Raw genomic sequence first — 15,334 nt, forward strand, 5'->3', positions numbered from 1 at the left:
GATAGATCATATGTTCGATCATGGTCCAAGCCCAGCCGGGCCCGACTCCCGGTACCGGCGGTCGGCCGAACGGTCAGTCGGGCAGGGGCCCGATCACCACGGTCCGGGTGGCGAGCAGCGGGTCGTGCACGGTGGCGATGGCCGTGCCGGGTTTGCGGCCGGTTCGTACCTCCGAGATCCCGACACCGAGATCGGTGAGGCGACGGTGGGTGGCCGTCACGTCGTGGCTGCGCCAGGCGATCCCCCACAGCGAGATGGGCTCGGTGGCCGGTGCGCCGTCGGCGAGGACCACCTCGACGACGAGATCGCCTGCCCGGAAGAACAGCTGACGCAATCCCGCCGACACCTGACGGTCGAGCCGGAAGTCGAGTCCGAGGGTCGATCCGAACAGGGCCACGGCGTGATCGCGGTCGATGCTCTCGAAGACGAGGTGATCGAGACCGGCGATGTCGTCAGCCCGGGCCGGCAGCGCCGCGGGTGCGCGGGTGATGACGCCGACCGGCAGGTCCGGGGCATGCCATTCGTCGACCCGCCGGTTGTGCAGGTCGAGTCCGCGTCGTTGCAGCAATCGGACGTGCGCGTCGGCGTCGGTGGTCGTGAACAGGACCCGGTGTGGATCGTCCGACTCCTTGTCGTGCAACCGGATTCGCGCATTCCCGACATGGATGTCGGCGTCGGCGGTGACATGACCGAGCAGCTGCTGGTAGGCCTTTGCCGAACCGGCCGGGTCGGCGGTGACGAGGTCGAGCACGGCCACCGCATCCGATTCCGATGCGGTCGGGTGCCGGTCGGGAACTCGGGGCGGGCGTGATGTCATCGGCGACGTCCTCGGCGGTGGTCGACGCGACGTGGGAGATCGTCGCGAGGTGGGGAACTCGTGACGTGCCACCGGCCGCACCGGCACTGGTAGCACCGCAGGTCGGGTGCCCGTCGGCCGGCCTGACGGATCCGGTCGACACCCTCGCGGGCCGCGGCCTCGGAGACGAAGGCGTCCTTGTACGGGGTCGGGCAGTCGACGATCGGCACCGCGCGGCGCGGTGCGCGCCGCTCGGGCGTCAGTTCGGTGAGGATCTCGATCCGGCGATAGAACTCCTCGAGTTCGTCGTCGGAGAAGGTGGCCATGGGATGTGCAGCACTCTCGGATCCGGATACGGGTGATACCCGAACGCTACCCGCCGGGGCCCGGGTGTGCTCAGCCGGCCATCCACAGCCGATGACGGATCACGCGCCGCATGCGACGCAGCTCGGCGCTGCTCAGCGATGCCGGCGGAGAGGTGTCGACCAGGCGGTCGACCTCGGTGAAGAAGTCGCGGTCGGTCAGGCCGAACTGTTCGGTGATCTCCGACGACGAACCGCCGCCGAGGGAGTACCAATTGGTCTCGAAGTCCAGCATCTTCTGCTGCGTGGTGTCGATGCCGCCACCGACCGAGTCGTCGGTGATCGTGGCGGTGGTGAATGCGGTGCTGTTGTGTGCGCTCATGTGGCCCCCAAGCCATGTGTGGATGTCGGTGAACTCCGTTGCGCGATCACCTCGTCGTGCCCCGCGAGACTCTCCGGGAACGGTCGGGGTTCGGTGCTCGAGTGACGTCCTTTGTACACCGTGAGGGTGACCGAGGACAGACATTTCGTCAGCCTCGAGGTTAACCCTGCCGACCGGTGTTCGTGGCGAGGATCACGCGTGTCGCTGCGGCCGTGTCGATCGCATCGTCCGGATCACCGGAGCCGCTCGGCCTCGCGCGCCCGGGCGAGCAGTTCCGCAGCGAGTCCGGCCAGGGTCGCGGTGTCCGCGTCCTCGTCCACCGCGGTCGCGAGATCCTCTGCGGCACATCGCAGGGCGAACATCCGGTCACCGAAATCCGCCACGTCGGCGGCGGTCAGGATCACCGCATCCGGCGGGATGACGATGCCGGATCCGGACGCTCCGGGAATAGTTGACCCGGTCAATTGCGCTCTCTGTTCATAGGCGCGTTGCCGGCAGGACCGTTTGCAGTACTTGCGACGACGACCCATCTCGGAATCGACCATCGTCGACCCGCACCACGCACAGGCGTAAGGGCGCTGCCGGGTTCGGGTCGTCTCCACGACAACAGACGGTACCGTGCGGCCGGTCGCGCCCACGGGTCCGACCCGCCCGGATCGTCCACTCGTCCACCCGGACGGGTCCGGCCCGGCCAGCGGGTAGAATGGGCCTGTTCAGCGACGAGAACCCGGAAGGAACGCAGCATGGCAGATCGAGTACTTCGGGGTAGCCGCCTCGGTGCGGTGAGCTACGAGACCGATCGTGATCACGATCTCGCGCCCCGACGAATCGTTCAGTACCGCACCGACAACGGTGAGATCTTCGACGTCCCCTTCGCCGACGACGCCGAGGTGCCGTCGAAGTGGCCGTGCAAGAACGGTATGGAGGGCACCATCCTCGAGGGTGCCGTCACCGAGGAGAAGAAGGTCAAGCCGCCGCGCACGCACTGGGACATGCTCCTCGAGCGTCGCAGCGAGGAAGAGCTCGAGGTGCTGCTCAACGAGCGTCTCGATCTGCTCAAGCAGCGTCGACGCGGCGTGGGCAACTGATCGATCGCCCCACGGGGCACCACAGACGACACGGCCGGAGAGGGTTTCATCTCTCCGGCCGTGCCGTCTGTGTCCGTGTCCTCGGGTGTGTCGGCTCAGCCGCGTCGGATGCCCAGCTGGGCGAGACGGCTCGCCAGTCCCCATCGCGCCACGTTCAGGAATGCCTCGGACATGACCCCGCCGCTCATCTTGGACACGCCGATCTCTCGTTCGGTGAAGGTGATCGGCACCTCCCGGACGGTGAAACCGGCCTGCACCGTACGCCACGCCAGGTCGATCTGGAAGCAGTATCCGGCCGACTCCACGGAGCCGAGGTCGATCTTCTCGAGCACCTCGCGGCGGTACGCCCGGTACCCGGCGGTGATGTCGTGGATCCCGGCGCCCAGCGCGAGCCGCGCGTAGGTGTTGGCGCCACGGGAGAGGATCTCGCGGCGGCGCGGCCAGTTGACCAGCTTGCCCCCCGGCACATAGCGCGAGCCGATCGCCAGGTCGGCGCCGCCGTTGATCGCGTCGAGCAGACCCGACAGCTGTTCGGGCGCGTGGCTGCCGTCGGCGTCCATCTCGATGACGACCCGGTAATCACGGGCGAGTCCCCACGCGAACCCGGCGAGATAGGCCTTACCCAGGCCGTCCTTCTCGACACGGTGCATGGTGTGGAGGCGGTCGAGATCGTCGGCGCCGGCGAGCTCGTCGGCCACGTCACCGGTGCCGTCCGGGCTGGAATCGTCCACCACCAGGACGTGGATGCCCGGCAGGGCGGCCTGAAGGCGTCCGACGATCAGCGGAAGATTGTCCCGCTCGTTGTAGGTGGGAATGACGACCAGCGCCCCCGCGCCGTCGGCCGCGACCACCGGCTGGACACCGATTCCGGTCGCGGGCGATCCCTCACTGTTCGTCACCGGCGAACTCCTCTGACTTGTGTTGTACTGCTCCGGTTGGGCTGGTCTTCCGGCGCCGCCCGGTCGTGAACCTCTGAGAGAACCTAGTACGCGTTGCCATCGCAAACAAAAGCGCCACCAGTGCAGCCCCCGCGATCACGCGCTCCGGCCATGCCCCCAGCAGGGTCGCGATGGTGGTCTCACCGCGCAGTGGCATCCGGGCCGAGAGCACCGCGGCGGTGAAGATCCCCGATTGCGCGGTGACCGTTCCGTCCGGTTCGACCAGCGCGCTGACCCCGCTCGTGGCGGCAACGATAACCGCCCGGCCGTGCTCGACGGCACGGAATCGTGACATCGCGAGTTGCTGATAGGTCATGTCGGTGCGGCCGAAGGTGGCGTTGTTGGTGGGGACGTAGAGAATCTGGGCGCCCTGGTCGACGGCGGTCTGTGCGGCCCGGTCGAAGGCCACCTCCCAGCAGGTCGCCACCCCGACGGGGATCGTGCCCGAATCGGTGGGTACCTGCAACACCGACGACCCGGTGCCCGGCCGGAAGTTGCCCGCCATGTCGGCATACGACGAGAACAACCGGAAGAACGGACGCCACGGCAGATACTCGCCGAACGGCTGGATGATGTGCTTGTCGTAGCGCCCCACCGGGCCCTTCTCGCCATCCCACACGAGGACGGTGTTGGTGGGTCGGCCGTCGGCATCCCGGACCAGCGTGCCCACCAGGATGGGTGCGCCGACCGCCACCGACGCCTCGGTGATCTCGGCGGCGGCATCCGGATTGGCGAGCGGGTCGATATCGGAGGCGTTCTCCGGCCAGGCCACGAACGACGGGCGCGCGGCGGCGTGCGAGTCGATCGCGTCGGCCAGTCCGAAGGTGCTGCGCACGTGGTTGTCGAGCACCGCCCGACGCTGCGCGTTGAAGTCCAGACCCAGGCGCGGCACATTGCCCTGCACGGCGGCGACCTGCGCGGATGTGCCGGAGACGTTGCGGTCGAGGGTGTCGGGGGTCAACCCGATGGCCGCGATCGGCCCGAGCAGGGCGAGGACCACCGCCACCACACCTGGACGGACCAGCGATCCGTGGGTCGGTGCACCCGGGGCGGCGTGCCGGAAGAGCAACAACTGCACCACCCAGGCCAGGCACGCACCGAACAGCGCGACCGCGCCGCTCACCCCCGCGGTGCCCAGGACCGACGCGAGGGGCAGCAGCGGACCGTCGACCTGGCTGAACGCGGTGCGACCCCAGGGGAAGCCGCCGAACGGGAACGCCGACCGCACCGCCTCGACCAGCACCCAGACGGCGGCGAACCACACCGGCGGGAACGGCAGTCGCAGGGCGATCGTGGCACAGGCACCGAACACCGCGAGACAGCCGGCCAGTGCGGCGGCGAGCGCCAGCCACGGCAGCGGGCCGACGTACACGCCGATCCACGGCAACAGCGGGATGAAGAAACCGAGCCCGTAGACGAAGCCGATCCATGCACCGGTCCGCACACGCGGACGCCCCTGGCCCAGCAGTGCGTAGAGCACGCCGAGCGACAGCACCGCCATGTACCACCAGTCCCGCGGCGGGAACGACGTCCACATCGCCGCACCGGCCGCGGCGGCGGCCACGGTGCGCACCAGCAACGCCGCGCGCGGCTGGAGGGTGGGCAGACGCAGGCCGGTCCACCCGTGCGTCGACGGGTGGCTCACCGATCGGTACCCACGAAGATGTCCTGTCCGTCACGGACGGTCCGCACACACCGGGGTAGCCGGGCACCGGGGCTGACGTCGGGCAGTGCGGGCACCCGCGACCGCGGGTCGGTGGACCACCGCTGCACCCGGGCGTGCGAGCCGGCGACCACGAGGTCGTCGACCTCCCACACGGCATAGTGCGCCGGGGCGCCGGGCTCGAGGGTGCCGGTCAGGCCGTCGTGGACGCCGCCGGCCCGCCAGCCGCCCCGAGTGCACGCGGAGAAGGCGCCACGCGCCGAGAGGGCGCTCTCCGGGCGGTGATGGTGCACCGCGGCCCGCACGGTGGCCCACGGGCTCATCGGTGTCACCGGGGAGTCCGAGGAGAACGACAGCGCCACGCCGGTCTTGGCGAGCATCGCGAAATCGTTGAGTGTGGCGGCACGCTCGACGCCGAGGCGACGGGCGTAGAGCTTGTCGGCCCCGCCCCATTCGGCGTCGAACAACGGCTGCTGCCCGGCGATCACGCCGCAGCGCGCGAGGACCGCGGCGTCGGCGGCATCGACCATCTCGGCATGCTCGAGACGGTGCGCACACCGGGCCACCGCGGGCGTACCGAGTTGCTCGGCGACGGCGTCGAATGCGGCGACGGCGGTCTTCACCGCGGCGTCGCCGATCACGTGGAAGCCGGCCTGGATCCCGGCGACGGTGCAGGCGTGGATGTGCGCGCGGACGGTGTCGGGGTCGATGTGGGTGATCCCGCACTCCCCCGGCGCATCGGTGTACGGCTCGCTCAGCCAGGCGGTGTGCGAGCCGATCGCGCCGTCGATGAACAGGTCTCCGGCCAGGGCGTGCGCCCCGGTGGCGCCGATCAGCTCAGTGGCGTGTTCCGGGCTGCGTGCGGCCTGGCCCCACAGGCGGCGCACACCCACCGGATGGTCGAGGGTGGCCAGGGCGACGAAGTCGTCGAGTCCGGTGATGTCGGGTCCACCGTTCTCGTGGACCATCACGATGCCGGCCGCGGCGGCGGCATCGAGGGCGGTGCGCTGCATCCGCGTACGCATCGCCGGCGTGATGAGGCGCTGCGCGGCGCCACGCACCAGATGGTGGGCAGCGGCGATCAGCGGGAGTTCGGGTTCGTATCCCTCGGCGGTGGTGAGGTCGGGCACCAGACGCCGCAGGCCGGTCGAGGCGAGAGCCGAGTGCTCGTCGACACGGGCCAGGTACACCGGCCGGTCACCGACGACCGCGTCGATCTCGGCGGTGGTCGGCGCACGTCGGTCGTCGGCGTCGGCGCCGTCCCAGGTGGACGAATCCCAGCCGAGTCCCCAGAGCAGTTCGTCCGGGGCGGTGACGGCGACCGCGGCGGCCAGCCGTGCGAGCACGTCGGCGCGGCCGTCGGCCTCGTTGAGGGTCAGCCCGCACAGGGCCAGACCGGTGGAGGTCAGGTGGACGTGGGAGTCCACGAAGGCCGGCGCCACGAACCGTCCGGCGAGGTCGGTGACCTGGGCGTCGGGATGCAGCGCGCGGCCGACGGAGTCGGTGCCCACCCAGGTGACGATGCCGTCGGTGACGGCCAACGCGGTGGCGTCCGGGACGCTCGACGAATACACCAGACCGCCCAGGAGGAGTTCGGTAGTCACGGTCGTCCAGTGTGCCCTGATCGAGGATGTGATCTGTCAGCGACCCCGCGGCAGTTCCCGGTCTCCGGACAGACCCGTTCCCGGCCCGGTGGTGCTCATCACGTCACCGTCGATCACGGTGGGGTCGTCGACGACGGTGCCGTCGATCACCGTCCCGCGGGCGAACCCGGTGGCGTAGATCCCCGCGCGGTCCATCGCGACCACCACACGACGCGCACCGAAGGCGGCGACCGCGGGCCGGAGCAGGTGACGCACCGGTGGGGTGAGGGCGATCATGCCCAGCGCCGTGGAGACCACGCCCGGCACGATCAGCAGGAACGACGCCCCGGCGACCAGTGCGGTGTCGGCGAGCGGAGCGGTGGGGTCGACCTCGTTGCGGGCGGCCCGGCGCAGGCTCCCGAACACCTTGGCGCCCTGCCAGCGCAGCATGGCGAATCCGGCGACCGCCGCGGCGATGCTGATCAGGACCGCCCAGGCGAAGCCGAGGGTCATCGTCATCGCCACGAATGCGCCGATCTCGATGGCGAGATAGAGGAGTACAGCTGCCAGACGCATGATCGTGCCTTCCCGAGGGGTGTGTTGTGGGCACAACGAACGGGATGCCGGTTTTTCTCCCGGCACCCCGTTCGCGTCACCACTCAGTCCTCGTCGCGACCCTCGATGTCACCCTCGGTCTGCAGATACACCGCACGCAGATCGTCGAGCAGCTGTGCCGGCGGCTCGTGCCACATGCCGCGTTCGACGGCCTCGAGCAGCCGCTCGGCGATGCCGTGCAGCGCCCACGGATTGGACTGCGTCATGAACTCACGGTTGTCCGCGTCGAGCACATACGCCTCGGTGAGCTTCTCGTACATCCAGTCGGCGACCACGTCGGTGGTGGCGTCGTAGCCGAACAGGTAGTCGACGGTCGCGGCCATCTCGAAGGCACCCTTGTAACCGTGCCGCTGCATCGCGGAGATCCACCGCGGGTTGACCACCCGCGCCCGGAACACGCGGCTGGTCTCCTCGGTCAGCGTGCGGGTGCGCACCGCGTCGGGGCGGGTGGAGTCGCCGATGTAGGCCTCCGGCGAGTGGCCGGTGAGCGCCCGGACGGTGGCCACCATGCCGCCGTGGTACTGGAAGTAGTCGTCGGAATCGGCGATGTCGTGCTCGCGCGTGTCGGTGTTCTTGGCCGCCACCGCGATCCGCCGATAGGCCGCGCGCATGTCGTCGACCGCGGCGACCCCGCCGAGGTCACGGCCGTAGGCGTAGCCGCCCCACTCGGTGTAGACCCGCGCGAGGTCCTCGTCGGTGCGCCAGTCGCGGGAGTCGATCAGCTGCAGCAGGCCGGCGCCGTAGGTGCCGGGCTTCGAGCCGAAGATCCGCGTGGTGGCGCGACGTTCGTCACCGTGCTCGGCGAGCGCCGCCCGGGCGTGGGCGGCGACGAAGTTCTCCGTGTCGGGTTCGTCGGCACCCGCCGCGAGGGCGACCGCATCGTCGAGCATCGTCACCACGTGCGGGAAGGCATCGCGGAAGAACCCGGAGATGCGGACGGTGACGTCGATCCGGGGACGGCCGAGCTCGGCGAGGTCGATGAGTTCCAGGGAGCTCACGCGGCGCGATGCCTCGTCCCAGATCGGCATGACACCGAGCAGCGCGAATACCTCGGCGATGTCGTCGCCGGAGGTGCGCATGGCCGAGGTCCCCCACACCGACAGGCCCACCGAAGCCGGATACTCGCCGTGATCGGTGAGGTAGCGCTCGAGCAGCGAGTCGGCCATCGCCCGACCGGTCTCCCAGGCCAGCCGTGAGGGGACGGCCTTGGGATCGACCGAGTAGAAGTTGCGACCGGTGGGCAGCACGTTGATCAGCCCGCGTAACGGCGAGCCGGACGGTCCCGCCGGAATGAACCCGCCCTCCAGGGCGTGCAGCACCCGCGGGATCTCGCCGGCGGTCTGCCGCAGCCGTGGCACCACCTCGGTGGCCGCGAACCGCAGGATGGCGGCCACGGCATCGGGCCGGCCGGCCGCCGCGGCGGTCACCGCGTCCGCCGACCAGTCGCCGTCGGCGCACGCCTGGACCAGCCCGCGGGCGATCTCCTCCACGTCGTCGACATCGGTGCGGGCGGCCGCGCCGCTGCCCTCGACCAGGCCCAGGGCCTCACGCAATCCGGGCAGGGCGCTGGTGCCGCCCCACAGTTGGCGGGCCCGCAGCATCGCGAGCACGAGGTCGACCTCGGCGGCATCGACCGGCGGCTCGCCCAGCACATGCAGCCCGTCACGGATCTGGACGTCCTTGATCTCGCACAGCCAGCCGTCGACGTGCAGCAGCATGTCGTCGAAGACCTCTTCATCGGGCCGCTCCGCGAGACCGAGATCGTGGTCCATCTTGGCCGCGGTCAGGAGGGTCCAGATCTGCTGGCGGATCGCGGGCAGCTTGGCCGGGTCGAGGGTGGAGATGTTGGCGTGCTCGTCGAGGAGCTGCTCGAGCCGGGCGATGTCGCCGTAGGACTCGGCACGCGCCATCGGTGGGATCAGGTGATCGACGAGCACCGCGTGCGCCCGACGCTTGGCCTGGGTGCCCTCGCCGGGATCGTTGACCAGGAACGGGTAGACCAGCGGCAGATCGCCCAGGGCGGCATCGGTGCCGCAGTCGGCGGACATGCCGAGGGTCTTGCCGGGCAGCCATTCCAGGTTGCCGTGCTTGCCCACGTGCACCACCGCGTCGGCCCCGAAACCCGGGACGTCGGCGGCACCGCCGCGACCGGCCAGCCAGCGGTAGGACGCCAGGTAGTGGTGCGACGGCGGGAGGTCGGGGTCGTGGTAGATCGCGACCGGGTTCTCACCGAACCCGCGCGGCGGCTGCACCATGATCGCGATGTTCCCGAATTGCAGTGCGGCGACGACGATGTCACCGTCGGGGTTGACCGAGCGGTCGACGAACATCTCTCCCGGCGGCGGCCCCCAGTGCTCGATCACGCCGGTGCGCAGTCCCTCGGGCAGGGTGGCGAACCAGGCGGCGTAGTCGGCGGCCGACACCCGAATCGGGTTGGCGGCCAGAGCCTCCTCGGTCAGCCAGTCCGGGTCCTGGCCGCCGGTGGCGATGATCGTGTGGATCAGGGCATCGGAATCGTCTTCGGCCAGACCGGGAATCGCATCCGCTCCGGACTCGGCGCCGAGGTCGTAGCCCGCGGCGCGCAAGGCCGACAGCAACCGCAGCAGGCTACGCGGGGTGTCGAGGCCGACGGCATTGCCGATGCGTGCATGTTTGGTGGGATATGCCGACAGCATGATCGCGATCCGGCGGTCGGCGGCAGCGGTGTGCCGCAGACGGGCATGGGCGACGGCGATGCCGGCCACACGGGCGCAGCGCTCGGTGTCGGGCTGGTACCAGGGCAGCCCGTTCTCGTCGAACTCCTTGAACGAGAACGGGACGGTGATGATCCGACCGTCGAACTCCGGCACCGCGACCTGGGTGGCCACATCCAGCGGCGACAACCCGTCGTCATTGGCCGCCCAGTCGGCTCGCGGACCGGTCAGGCACAGGCCCTGAAGGATCGGGATATCCAGTGCGGCAAGACGTTCGATGTTCCACGCCTCGTCGTCGCCGCCGGCCGACGCGGTGGCCGGGGTGGCTCCGCCCGCGGCGAGCACCGTCACCACCAGCGCGTCGGCGGTGCCCAGCAGCGCGATCAGCTCGTCCGGTGCGGTGCGCAGGGACGCGCAGTAGACCGGCAACGCCCGTGCGCCGGCGGCCTCGATCGCCCCGCAGAGGGCGTCGACGTAGCGGGTGTTGCCGGCCAGGTGCTGCGCCCGGTAGTAGAGCACCGCGATGGTCGGTGCATCGTCGGCGACGGCGGTGGTGGCGACGCGCTCGAGCACACCCCACGCCGGGGTCTGCACCGGCTCCACGAAGCCGAGTCCGGTGAGCAGGACGGTGTCGGACAGGAAGTTGTGCAGATTCACCAGGTTCGGTACGCCGCCGGCGGCGAGATAGTTGTGTGCCTGCGCGGCGACGCCGGCCGGGACGGTGGACAGCGCCATCAGGTCGGGGTCGGGCTGCTGTTCGCCGGAGAGCACCACCACCGGCCGCCCCACCGCGAGCACCGCGTCGAGGCCGTCTTCCCATGCGCGCCGGCCACCGAGGATGCGGACGACGGTGAGGTCGGCGGCCGAGACCAGACCGGCGACGTCGTCGACGAGCAGACGCGCCGGGTTGGCGACGGCGAACTCGGCGTCACCGGCATGCGCGGTGATCAGGTCGGTGTCGGAGGTGGACAACAGCAGGATCATGAACGGAACTCCTCATCCGGGGTGGCGCGCCCGGTCACGGGGTCGGTGTACCCAGCCCGCAGGTCTGACTTCGGCGATCCGGACACACCGGACACCGACACAGTGGCGCGACCGCGCCGGACTCGCACCGGCTTCTGCACGCTGGGTGGATTCGAGCCTAGTGCAGCCCGGGGGTGCCCCACCGCACCGGCCGACCCGATCGGTGAACGGCGGCGCGAACCCCGCACCCGCGCGGGCCTACGCTGGTGGACGTGACCGACCCGGACCGACGACCAGCCCACGACCGGTGCCCCGGGGTGTTCGATCCGCACCCCGCCGCTGACGGTGCCCTCGCACGGATTCGGCTGCTCGGCGGGACGATCCGACCCGGTCAGATGCAGACCGTCGCCCGGGTCGCCGCCGAGTTCGGTGACGGCTTCATCGAACTGACCGGACGCGCCAATCTCCAGATCCGCGGCATCGGCGACGTCGACGCGGTTGCCGACGCGCTCACCGACGCCGATCTGGTGCCGAGCAGCAGCCACGAGAAGGTCCGCAACATCGAGGTCAGCGCCACGACCGGGCGGATCGGCGGGCTCGGCGACCTGCGGCCCACCGCGTCGGCGCTCGACGCCGCGATCCGCGCCGACACCGCCCTCGCCGGCCTGTCCGGCCGGTTCCTGTTCGGACTCGACGACGGGCACGGCGACATCGTGTCCCGCGGTCCCGATGCGGCTGCGCTGCTGCGGGACCGTCCGGGCCCGGAAGCCTCCGCCGACATCGTGCTCGACGGCCAGGTCGTCGGGTCGGTGACGGATGTGGCCGACATCCCGGCGGCGCTGACCGCCGTCGCCGCCGACATGGTCGAGGTGGGGCGCGACGGACGTGCCTGGCGGATCCGTGACCTGGATGCCGCGGCACGGGCAGAACTGGGCGCGCGGGCACGCGGCCGGCTGTCGGCGCCGGTGGACGAGGCCATTCCGACGGCACCGACCGACCCGCTCGTCGGTTGGTTCGCCCAGGACGATGAGCGGATCCTGCTCGGGGCCGTGGTGGAACTGGGGCGGCTGCCCGCCCGGCTGGGCGAGTTCCTGGCCGCCGTCGAGGCACCGATCGTGGTCACCCCCGACCGCGAGATCCTCCTCTGCGATCTGACCGAGGGTGTGGCCGAGACCGTCGTGCGGGTGCTGGCCCCGATGGGACTCATCTTCGATGCGTCATCGCCGTGGGCCCAGGTCAGTTGCTGCGCCGGATCGCCGGGCTGCGCCAAAGGCCTGTCGCCGGTGCGGGCCGATGTACTGCAGCACGTGTCGTCCGGGGAGCCGATCACCGCCCGCGAGCACTGGGTGGGGTGTGCACGCGGCTGCGGGACCCCACCCGGTCCACATCTCCGCGTGGAGGCCACCGCCGACGGCTATCGCCGGGAGCAGCGGTAGCCGATCGGGCACCGGCACGCCCGCTTCCGCCGGTGGCCTAGGCTGGTCGTCACCATGAGCGAGTACCTGCGGGACGGCGCCGCGATCTATCGCCGATCATTCTCGATCATCCGCGAGGAATCCGATCTGTCGGCGTTCGCGCCGGATGTGGCCGGAGTGGTCGTCCGGATGATCCACTCGTGCGGACAGACCGACCTGACCCGTGACGTGATGGCCACGCCGGGCGTGGTGTCGGCGGCGAGGGCGGCGTTGACCGGCGGCGCCCCGATCCTGTGCGACGCGACGATGGTCGCAAGCGGTGTGACACGTCAGCGCCTGCCCGCCGACAACGATGTCCTGTGCCATCTCCACGATCCGCGCGTGCCGGTGCTCGCCGCCCGCCTGGAAACCACCAGAACCGCTGCCGCGCTGGAACTCTGGCGATCGGAGATGGATGGCGCGGTGGTCGCGATCGGCAACGCCCCGACCGCCCTTTACGCGCTGCTCGAGATGATCGACGCCGGCGCACCGCGGCCCGCCGCGATCGTCGGTGCTCCCGTCGGATTCGTCGGGGCCGCCGAGTCCTGCGCCGAACTGGCCGCGCGCACCGACCTCGAGTTCATCACCGTGACCGGCCGCCGCGGCGGATCGGCGATCACCGCGGCCGCCGTCAACGCACTCGCCAGCCCGGAGGAATGAGCGTGTCCGACCCGGTATCCGACAACTCGCACGTCACCGACCCCGGTACGCCCGGATCGGGCACCCTCTGGGGAGTGGGCCTCGGTCCCGGCGACAGTGAACTGGTGACGGTGAAGGCCGCGCGGGTGATCGACGCCGCCCACGTCGTGGCCTATCACTGCGCCCGCCACGGCCGGAGCATCGCACGGTCGGTGGCGCAACCGTACCTGCGGGACGGGCAGATCGAAGAACGCCTGATGTATCCGGTGACCACCGAGACCACCGAGCATCCCGGTGGTTATGCCGGTGCGCTGGAGGACTTCTACGCCGAGAGCGCCGCGGTGCTGGCGGAGCATCTGCGGGCCGGGCGCGACGTCGCGTTACTCGCCGAGGGCGACCCGCTGTTCTTCAGTTCCTACATGCACATGCACAAGCGACTGTCCGGCGAGTTCCGTGCCGAGATCATCCCCGGGGTCACGTCGGTGAGTGCGTCGTCGGCGGCCATCGCGGTGCCACTGGTCGAGGGCGAGGAGACCCTCACCGTGGTGCCCGGCACCCTGCCCCAGGCCCGCATGCGTGAACTCTTCGGTCGCGCAGACGCTTTTGCGGTGATGAAGCTCGGTCGCACGTTCACCCGGGTGCGTGACGCCCTCGACGAGGCGGGCCGGCTGGACGAGGCGTGGTACGTCGAACGGGCCTCCACCGACGTTCAGAAGGTGGCGCCCGCACGCGAGGTGGATCCCGCTGCCGTGCCGTACTTCTCGATGATCGTCGTCCCCGGACGCACCAACAATCCACTGCGCGAGGTCGATTCGGATTCGCCGGGCGAGGTCGTCGTCGTCGGACTGGGTCCGGGATCGGCGGAGTGGACGACCCCCGAGGTGACCCGTGAGCTCGATGCGGCCACCGACCTGATCGGGTACACGACGTACCTGGCGCGGGTGACGCCCCGCCCGGGACAGCGTGTGCACGCGAGTGACAACCGGGTCGAGGCCGAACGTGCCGAGTTCGCACTGGATCTCGCGTCCCGCGGGGGACGCGTGGCGGTGGTGTCGTCTGGTGACCCGGGTGTGTTCGCCATGGCGACCGCCGTCGCCGAGGTGGCATCCGAACCGCGCTGGGCGCAGGTCCCGGTGCGCGTGGTCCCGGGGATGACCGCGGCGAATGCCGTGGCAGCCGCAGTCGGTGCGCCACTCGGGCACGACTTCGCCGTGGTGTCGTTGTCGGATCGGCTCAAGCCGTGGGAGGTGATCGCCGACCGGATCCGTCATGCGTTGTCGGCGGACCTGGTGATCGCGATCTACAACCCGGGTTCGGCAAGCCGCGCCTGGCAGGTTCCCGCCCTCAAGGACATCCTCACCGAGACCGTCGACGCCGACCGCGTGATGGTTCTCGGACGCGATGTCGGCGGTCCGACGCAGTCGCTCACCGTGACCACCGTCGGCGAGTTCGACCCGTCGGTCGTGGACATGCGCACGCTGGTGATCATCGGGTCGTCGGCGACCCGCGTGGCGCACCGCGCCGCCGGGGATCTGGTCTTCACCCCACGCAGCCACTCGGGGTATGCCCGGTCGACGGAGTCGCCCGCCGGTTGAGTGACCTCGCGTTCAGGCGCGGCGCGATGAGTTCGTGAACACTTCTGAGGTGGTCGCGGCACGAGCCCGGCCGACCGAGGTTTCGACACGTCTCGTCGCTCCGCTCCTCGACGGCTCAACCACCAACGATCCACCACCCGTTCATGATCGAGACGTGAGCCTCCGTCGACAGCTCGCGGGAGCAGTCAACCATCAACCACCCGTTGATGATCGAGACGTGAGCCTCCTTCGATAGCTCGCGGTAACAGTCAACCGCCAACCACCCGTTGATGATCGAGGCGAGGCCAATCCCCGACAGTTGTCTGGAACAGTCAACTACCAACCACCCGTTGATGATCGAGACGTGAGCCTCCTTCGATAGCTCGCGGGATCAGTCAACCATCAACCACCCGTTGATGATTGAGCCGGGACCGAGCCCGAAGGGCGAGGACCCGAGTCGAAATCTCCGCAGCCCACGCCGAATGCCGCCCACCCCTGAGGTGGTCACGGCGCGAGCCCCGCCGACCGAGGTTTCGACACGTCTCGTCGCTCCGCTCCTCGACGGCTCAACCACCAACGATCCACCACCCGTTGACGATCGAGCCGGTAACCAACCACTCCGATCCGACGGGCCTTGGCCAACA

At 70.1% G+C, this 15,334-nt stretch carries 13 protein-coding genes; 4 read left to right on the plus strand and 9 right to left on the minus strand.

The annotated features are described in order from the left end of the window. Positions 1-73: 73 nt before the first annotated feature. The 4 genes from ACWDUA_RS17670 to ACWDUA_RS17685 form a co-directional block, all read right to left on the minus strand. Positions 74-817 carry a VOC family protein gene (locus ACWDUA_RS17670; RefSeq protein ID WP_449752303.1) on the minus strand — a complete coding sequence of 248 codons (744 nt, stop codon included), beginning with the start codon at positions 815-817 and terminating at the stop codon, positions 74-76. Then, positions 814-1,122 carry a hypothetical protein gene (locus ACWDUA_RS17675; protein WP_449752304.1) on the minus strand — a complete coding sequence of 103 codons (309 nt, stop codon included), beginning with the start codon at positions 1,120-1,122 and terminating at the stop codon, positions 814-816. The genes ACWDUA_RS17670 and ACWDUA_RS17675 overlap by 4 nt, the downstream gene beginning before the upstream one ends. 70 nt (positions 1,123-1,192) lie before the next feature. After that, entirely contained in the window at positions 1,193-1,414 is a 222-nt protein-coding gene (locus tag ACWDUA_RS17680; RefSeq protein WP_449752344.1) for a DUF3263 domain-containing protein, read from the minus strand. A 299-nt stretch (positions 1,415-1,713) separates the two neighbouring features. Continuing rightward, on the minus strand, positions 1,714-2,025 hold the full coding sequence (locus ACWDUA_RS17685) for a hypothetical protein (protein ID WP_449752305.1): 312 nt from the start codon (positions 2,023-2,025) through the stop codon (positions 1,714-1,716). 198 nt (positions 2,026-2,223) lie between these two features. On the opposite strand from ACWDUA_RS17685, the gene ACWDUA_RS17690 reads away from it, so the two are divergent. After that, on the plus strand, positions 2,224-2,568 hold the full coding sequence (locus ACWDUA_RS17690) for an RNA polymerase-binding protein RbpA (RefSeq protein WP_449752306.1): 345 nt from the start codon (positions 2,224-2,226) through the stop codon (positions 2,566-2,568). Positions 2,569-2,663: 95 nt separating this feature from the next. Here ACWDUA_RS17690 and ACWDUA_RS17695 read toward each other — a convergent pair whose 3' ends face one another. From ACWDUA_RS17695 to cobN, 5 genes are all read right to left on the minus strand, one after another. Next, positions 2,664-3,467 (minus strand): polyprenol monophosphomannose synthase, encoded by an 804-nt coding sequence (locus ACWDUA_RS17695; protein ID WP_449752307.1) that lies wholly within the window; start codon positions 3,465-3,467, stop codon positions 2,664-2,666. Then, a complete protein-coding gene (gene lnt / locus ACWDUA_RS17700) occupies positions 3,454-5,043 on the minus strand; it encodes an apolipoprotein N-acyltransferase (RefSeq protein WP_449752345.1) in 1,590 nt (529 codons plus the stop codon). Before lnt ends, ACWDUA_RS17695 begins: the two co-directional genes overlap by 14 nt. 104 nt (positions 5,044-5,147) lie before the next feature. Further along, positions 5,148-6,773, minus strand: a complete 1,626-nt coding sequence (locus ACWDUA_RS17705; RefSeq protein ID WP_449752308.1) for an amidohydrolase — start codon at positions 6,771-6,773, stop codon at positions 5,148-5,150. A gap of 36 nt (positions 6,774-6,809) precedes the next feature. Further along, the gene (locus tag ACWDUA_RS17710; protein WP_449752309.1) at positions 6,810-7,328 is read right to left on the minus strand and encodes an FxsA family protein; all 519 of its coding nucleotides are present in this window, start codon (positions 7,326-7,328) and stop codon (positions 6,810-6,812) included. An 83-nt stretch (positions 7,329-7,411) separates the two neighbouring features. Next, positions 7,412-11,044: a cobaltochelatase subunit CobN gene (gene cobN, locus ACWDUA_RS17715; protein ID WP_449752310.1), complete on the minus strand. Its 3,633-nt coding sequence runs from the start codon at positions 11,042-11,044 to the stop codon at positions 7,412-7,414. Between the two features lie 251 nt (positions 11,045-11,295). Here cobN and cobG point away from each other — a divergent pair, with 251 nt between their 5' ends. The 3 genes from cobG to cobJ are packed head-to-tail and all read left to right on the plus strand — an operon-like array spanning position 11,296 to position 14,711. Continuing rightward, positions 11,296-12,459, plus strand: a complete 1,164-nt coding sequence (gene cobG, locus ACWDUA_RS17720; RefSeq protein ID WP_449752311.1) for a precorrin-3B synthase — start codon at positions 11,296-11,298, stop codon at positions 12,457-12,459. 54 nt (positions 12,460-12,513) lie between these two features. Continuing rightward, complete coding sequence (locus tag ACWDUA_RS17725; RefSeq protein ID WP_449752312.1) at positions 12,514-13,137, plus strand: precorrin-8X methylmutase; 624 nt, start codon at positions 12,514-12,516, stop codon at positions 13,135-13,137. A 2-nt stretch (positions 13,138-13,139) separates the two neighbouring features. Beyond that, positions 13,140-14,711 carry a precorrin-3B C(17)-methyltransferase gene (gene cobJ, locus ACWDUA_RS17730; RefSeq protein ID WP_449752313.1) on the plus strand — a complete coding sequence of 524 codons (1,572 nt, stop codon included), beginning with the start codon at positions 13,140-13,142 and terminating at the stop codon, positions 14,709-14,711. Positions 14,712-15,334 lie beyond the last annotated feature (623 nt).

Source organism: Gordonia sp. NPDC003376 (genome assembly GCF_053589235.1).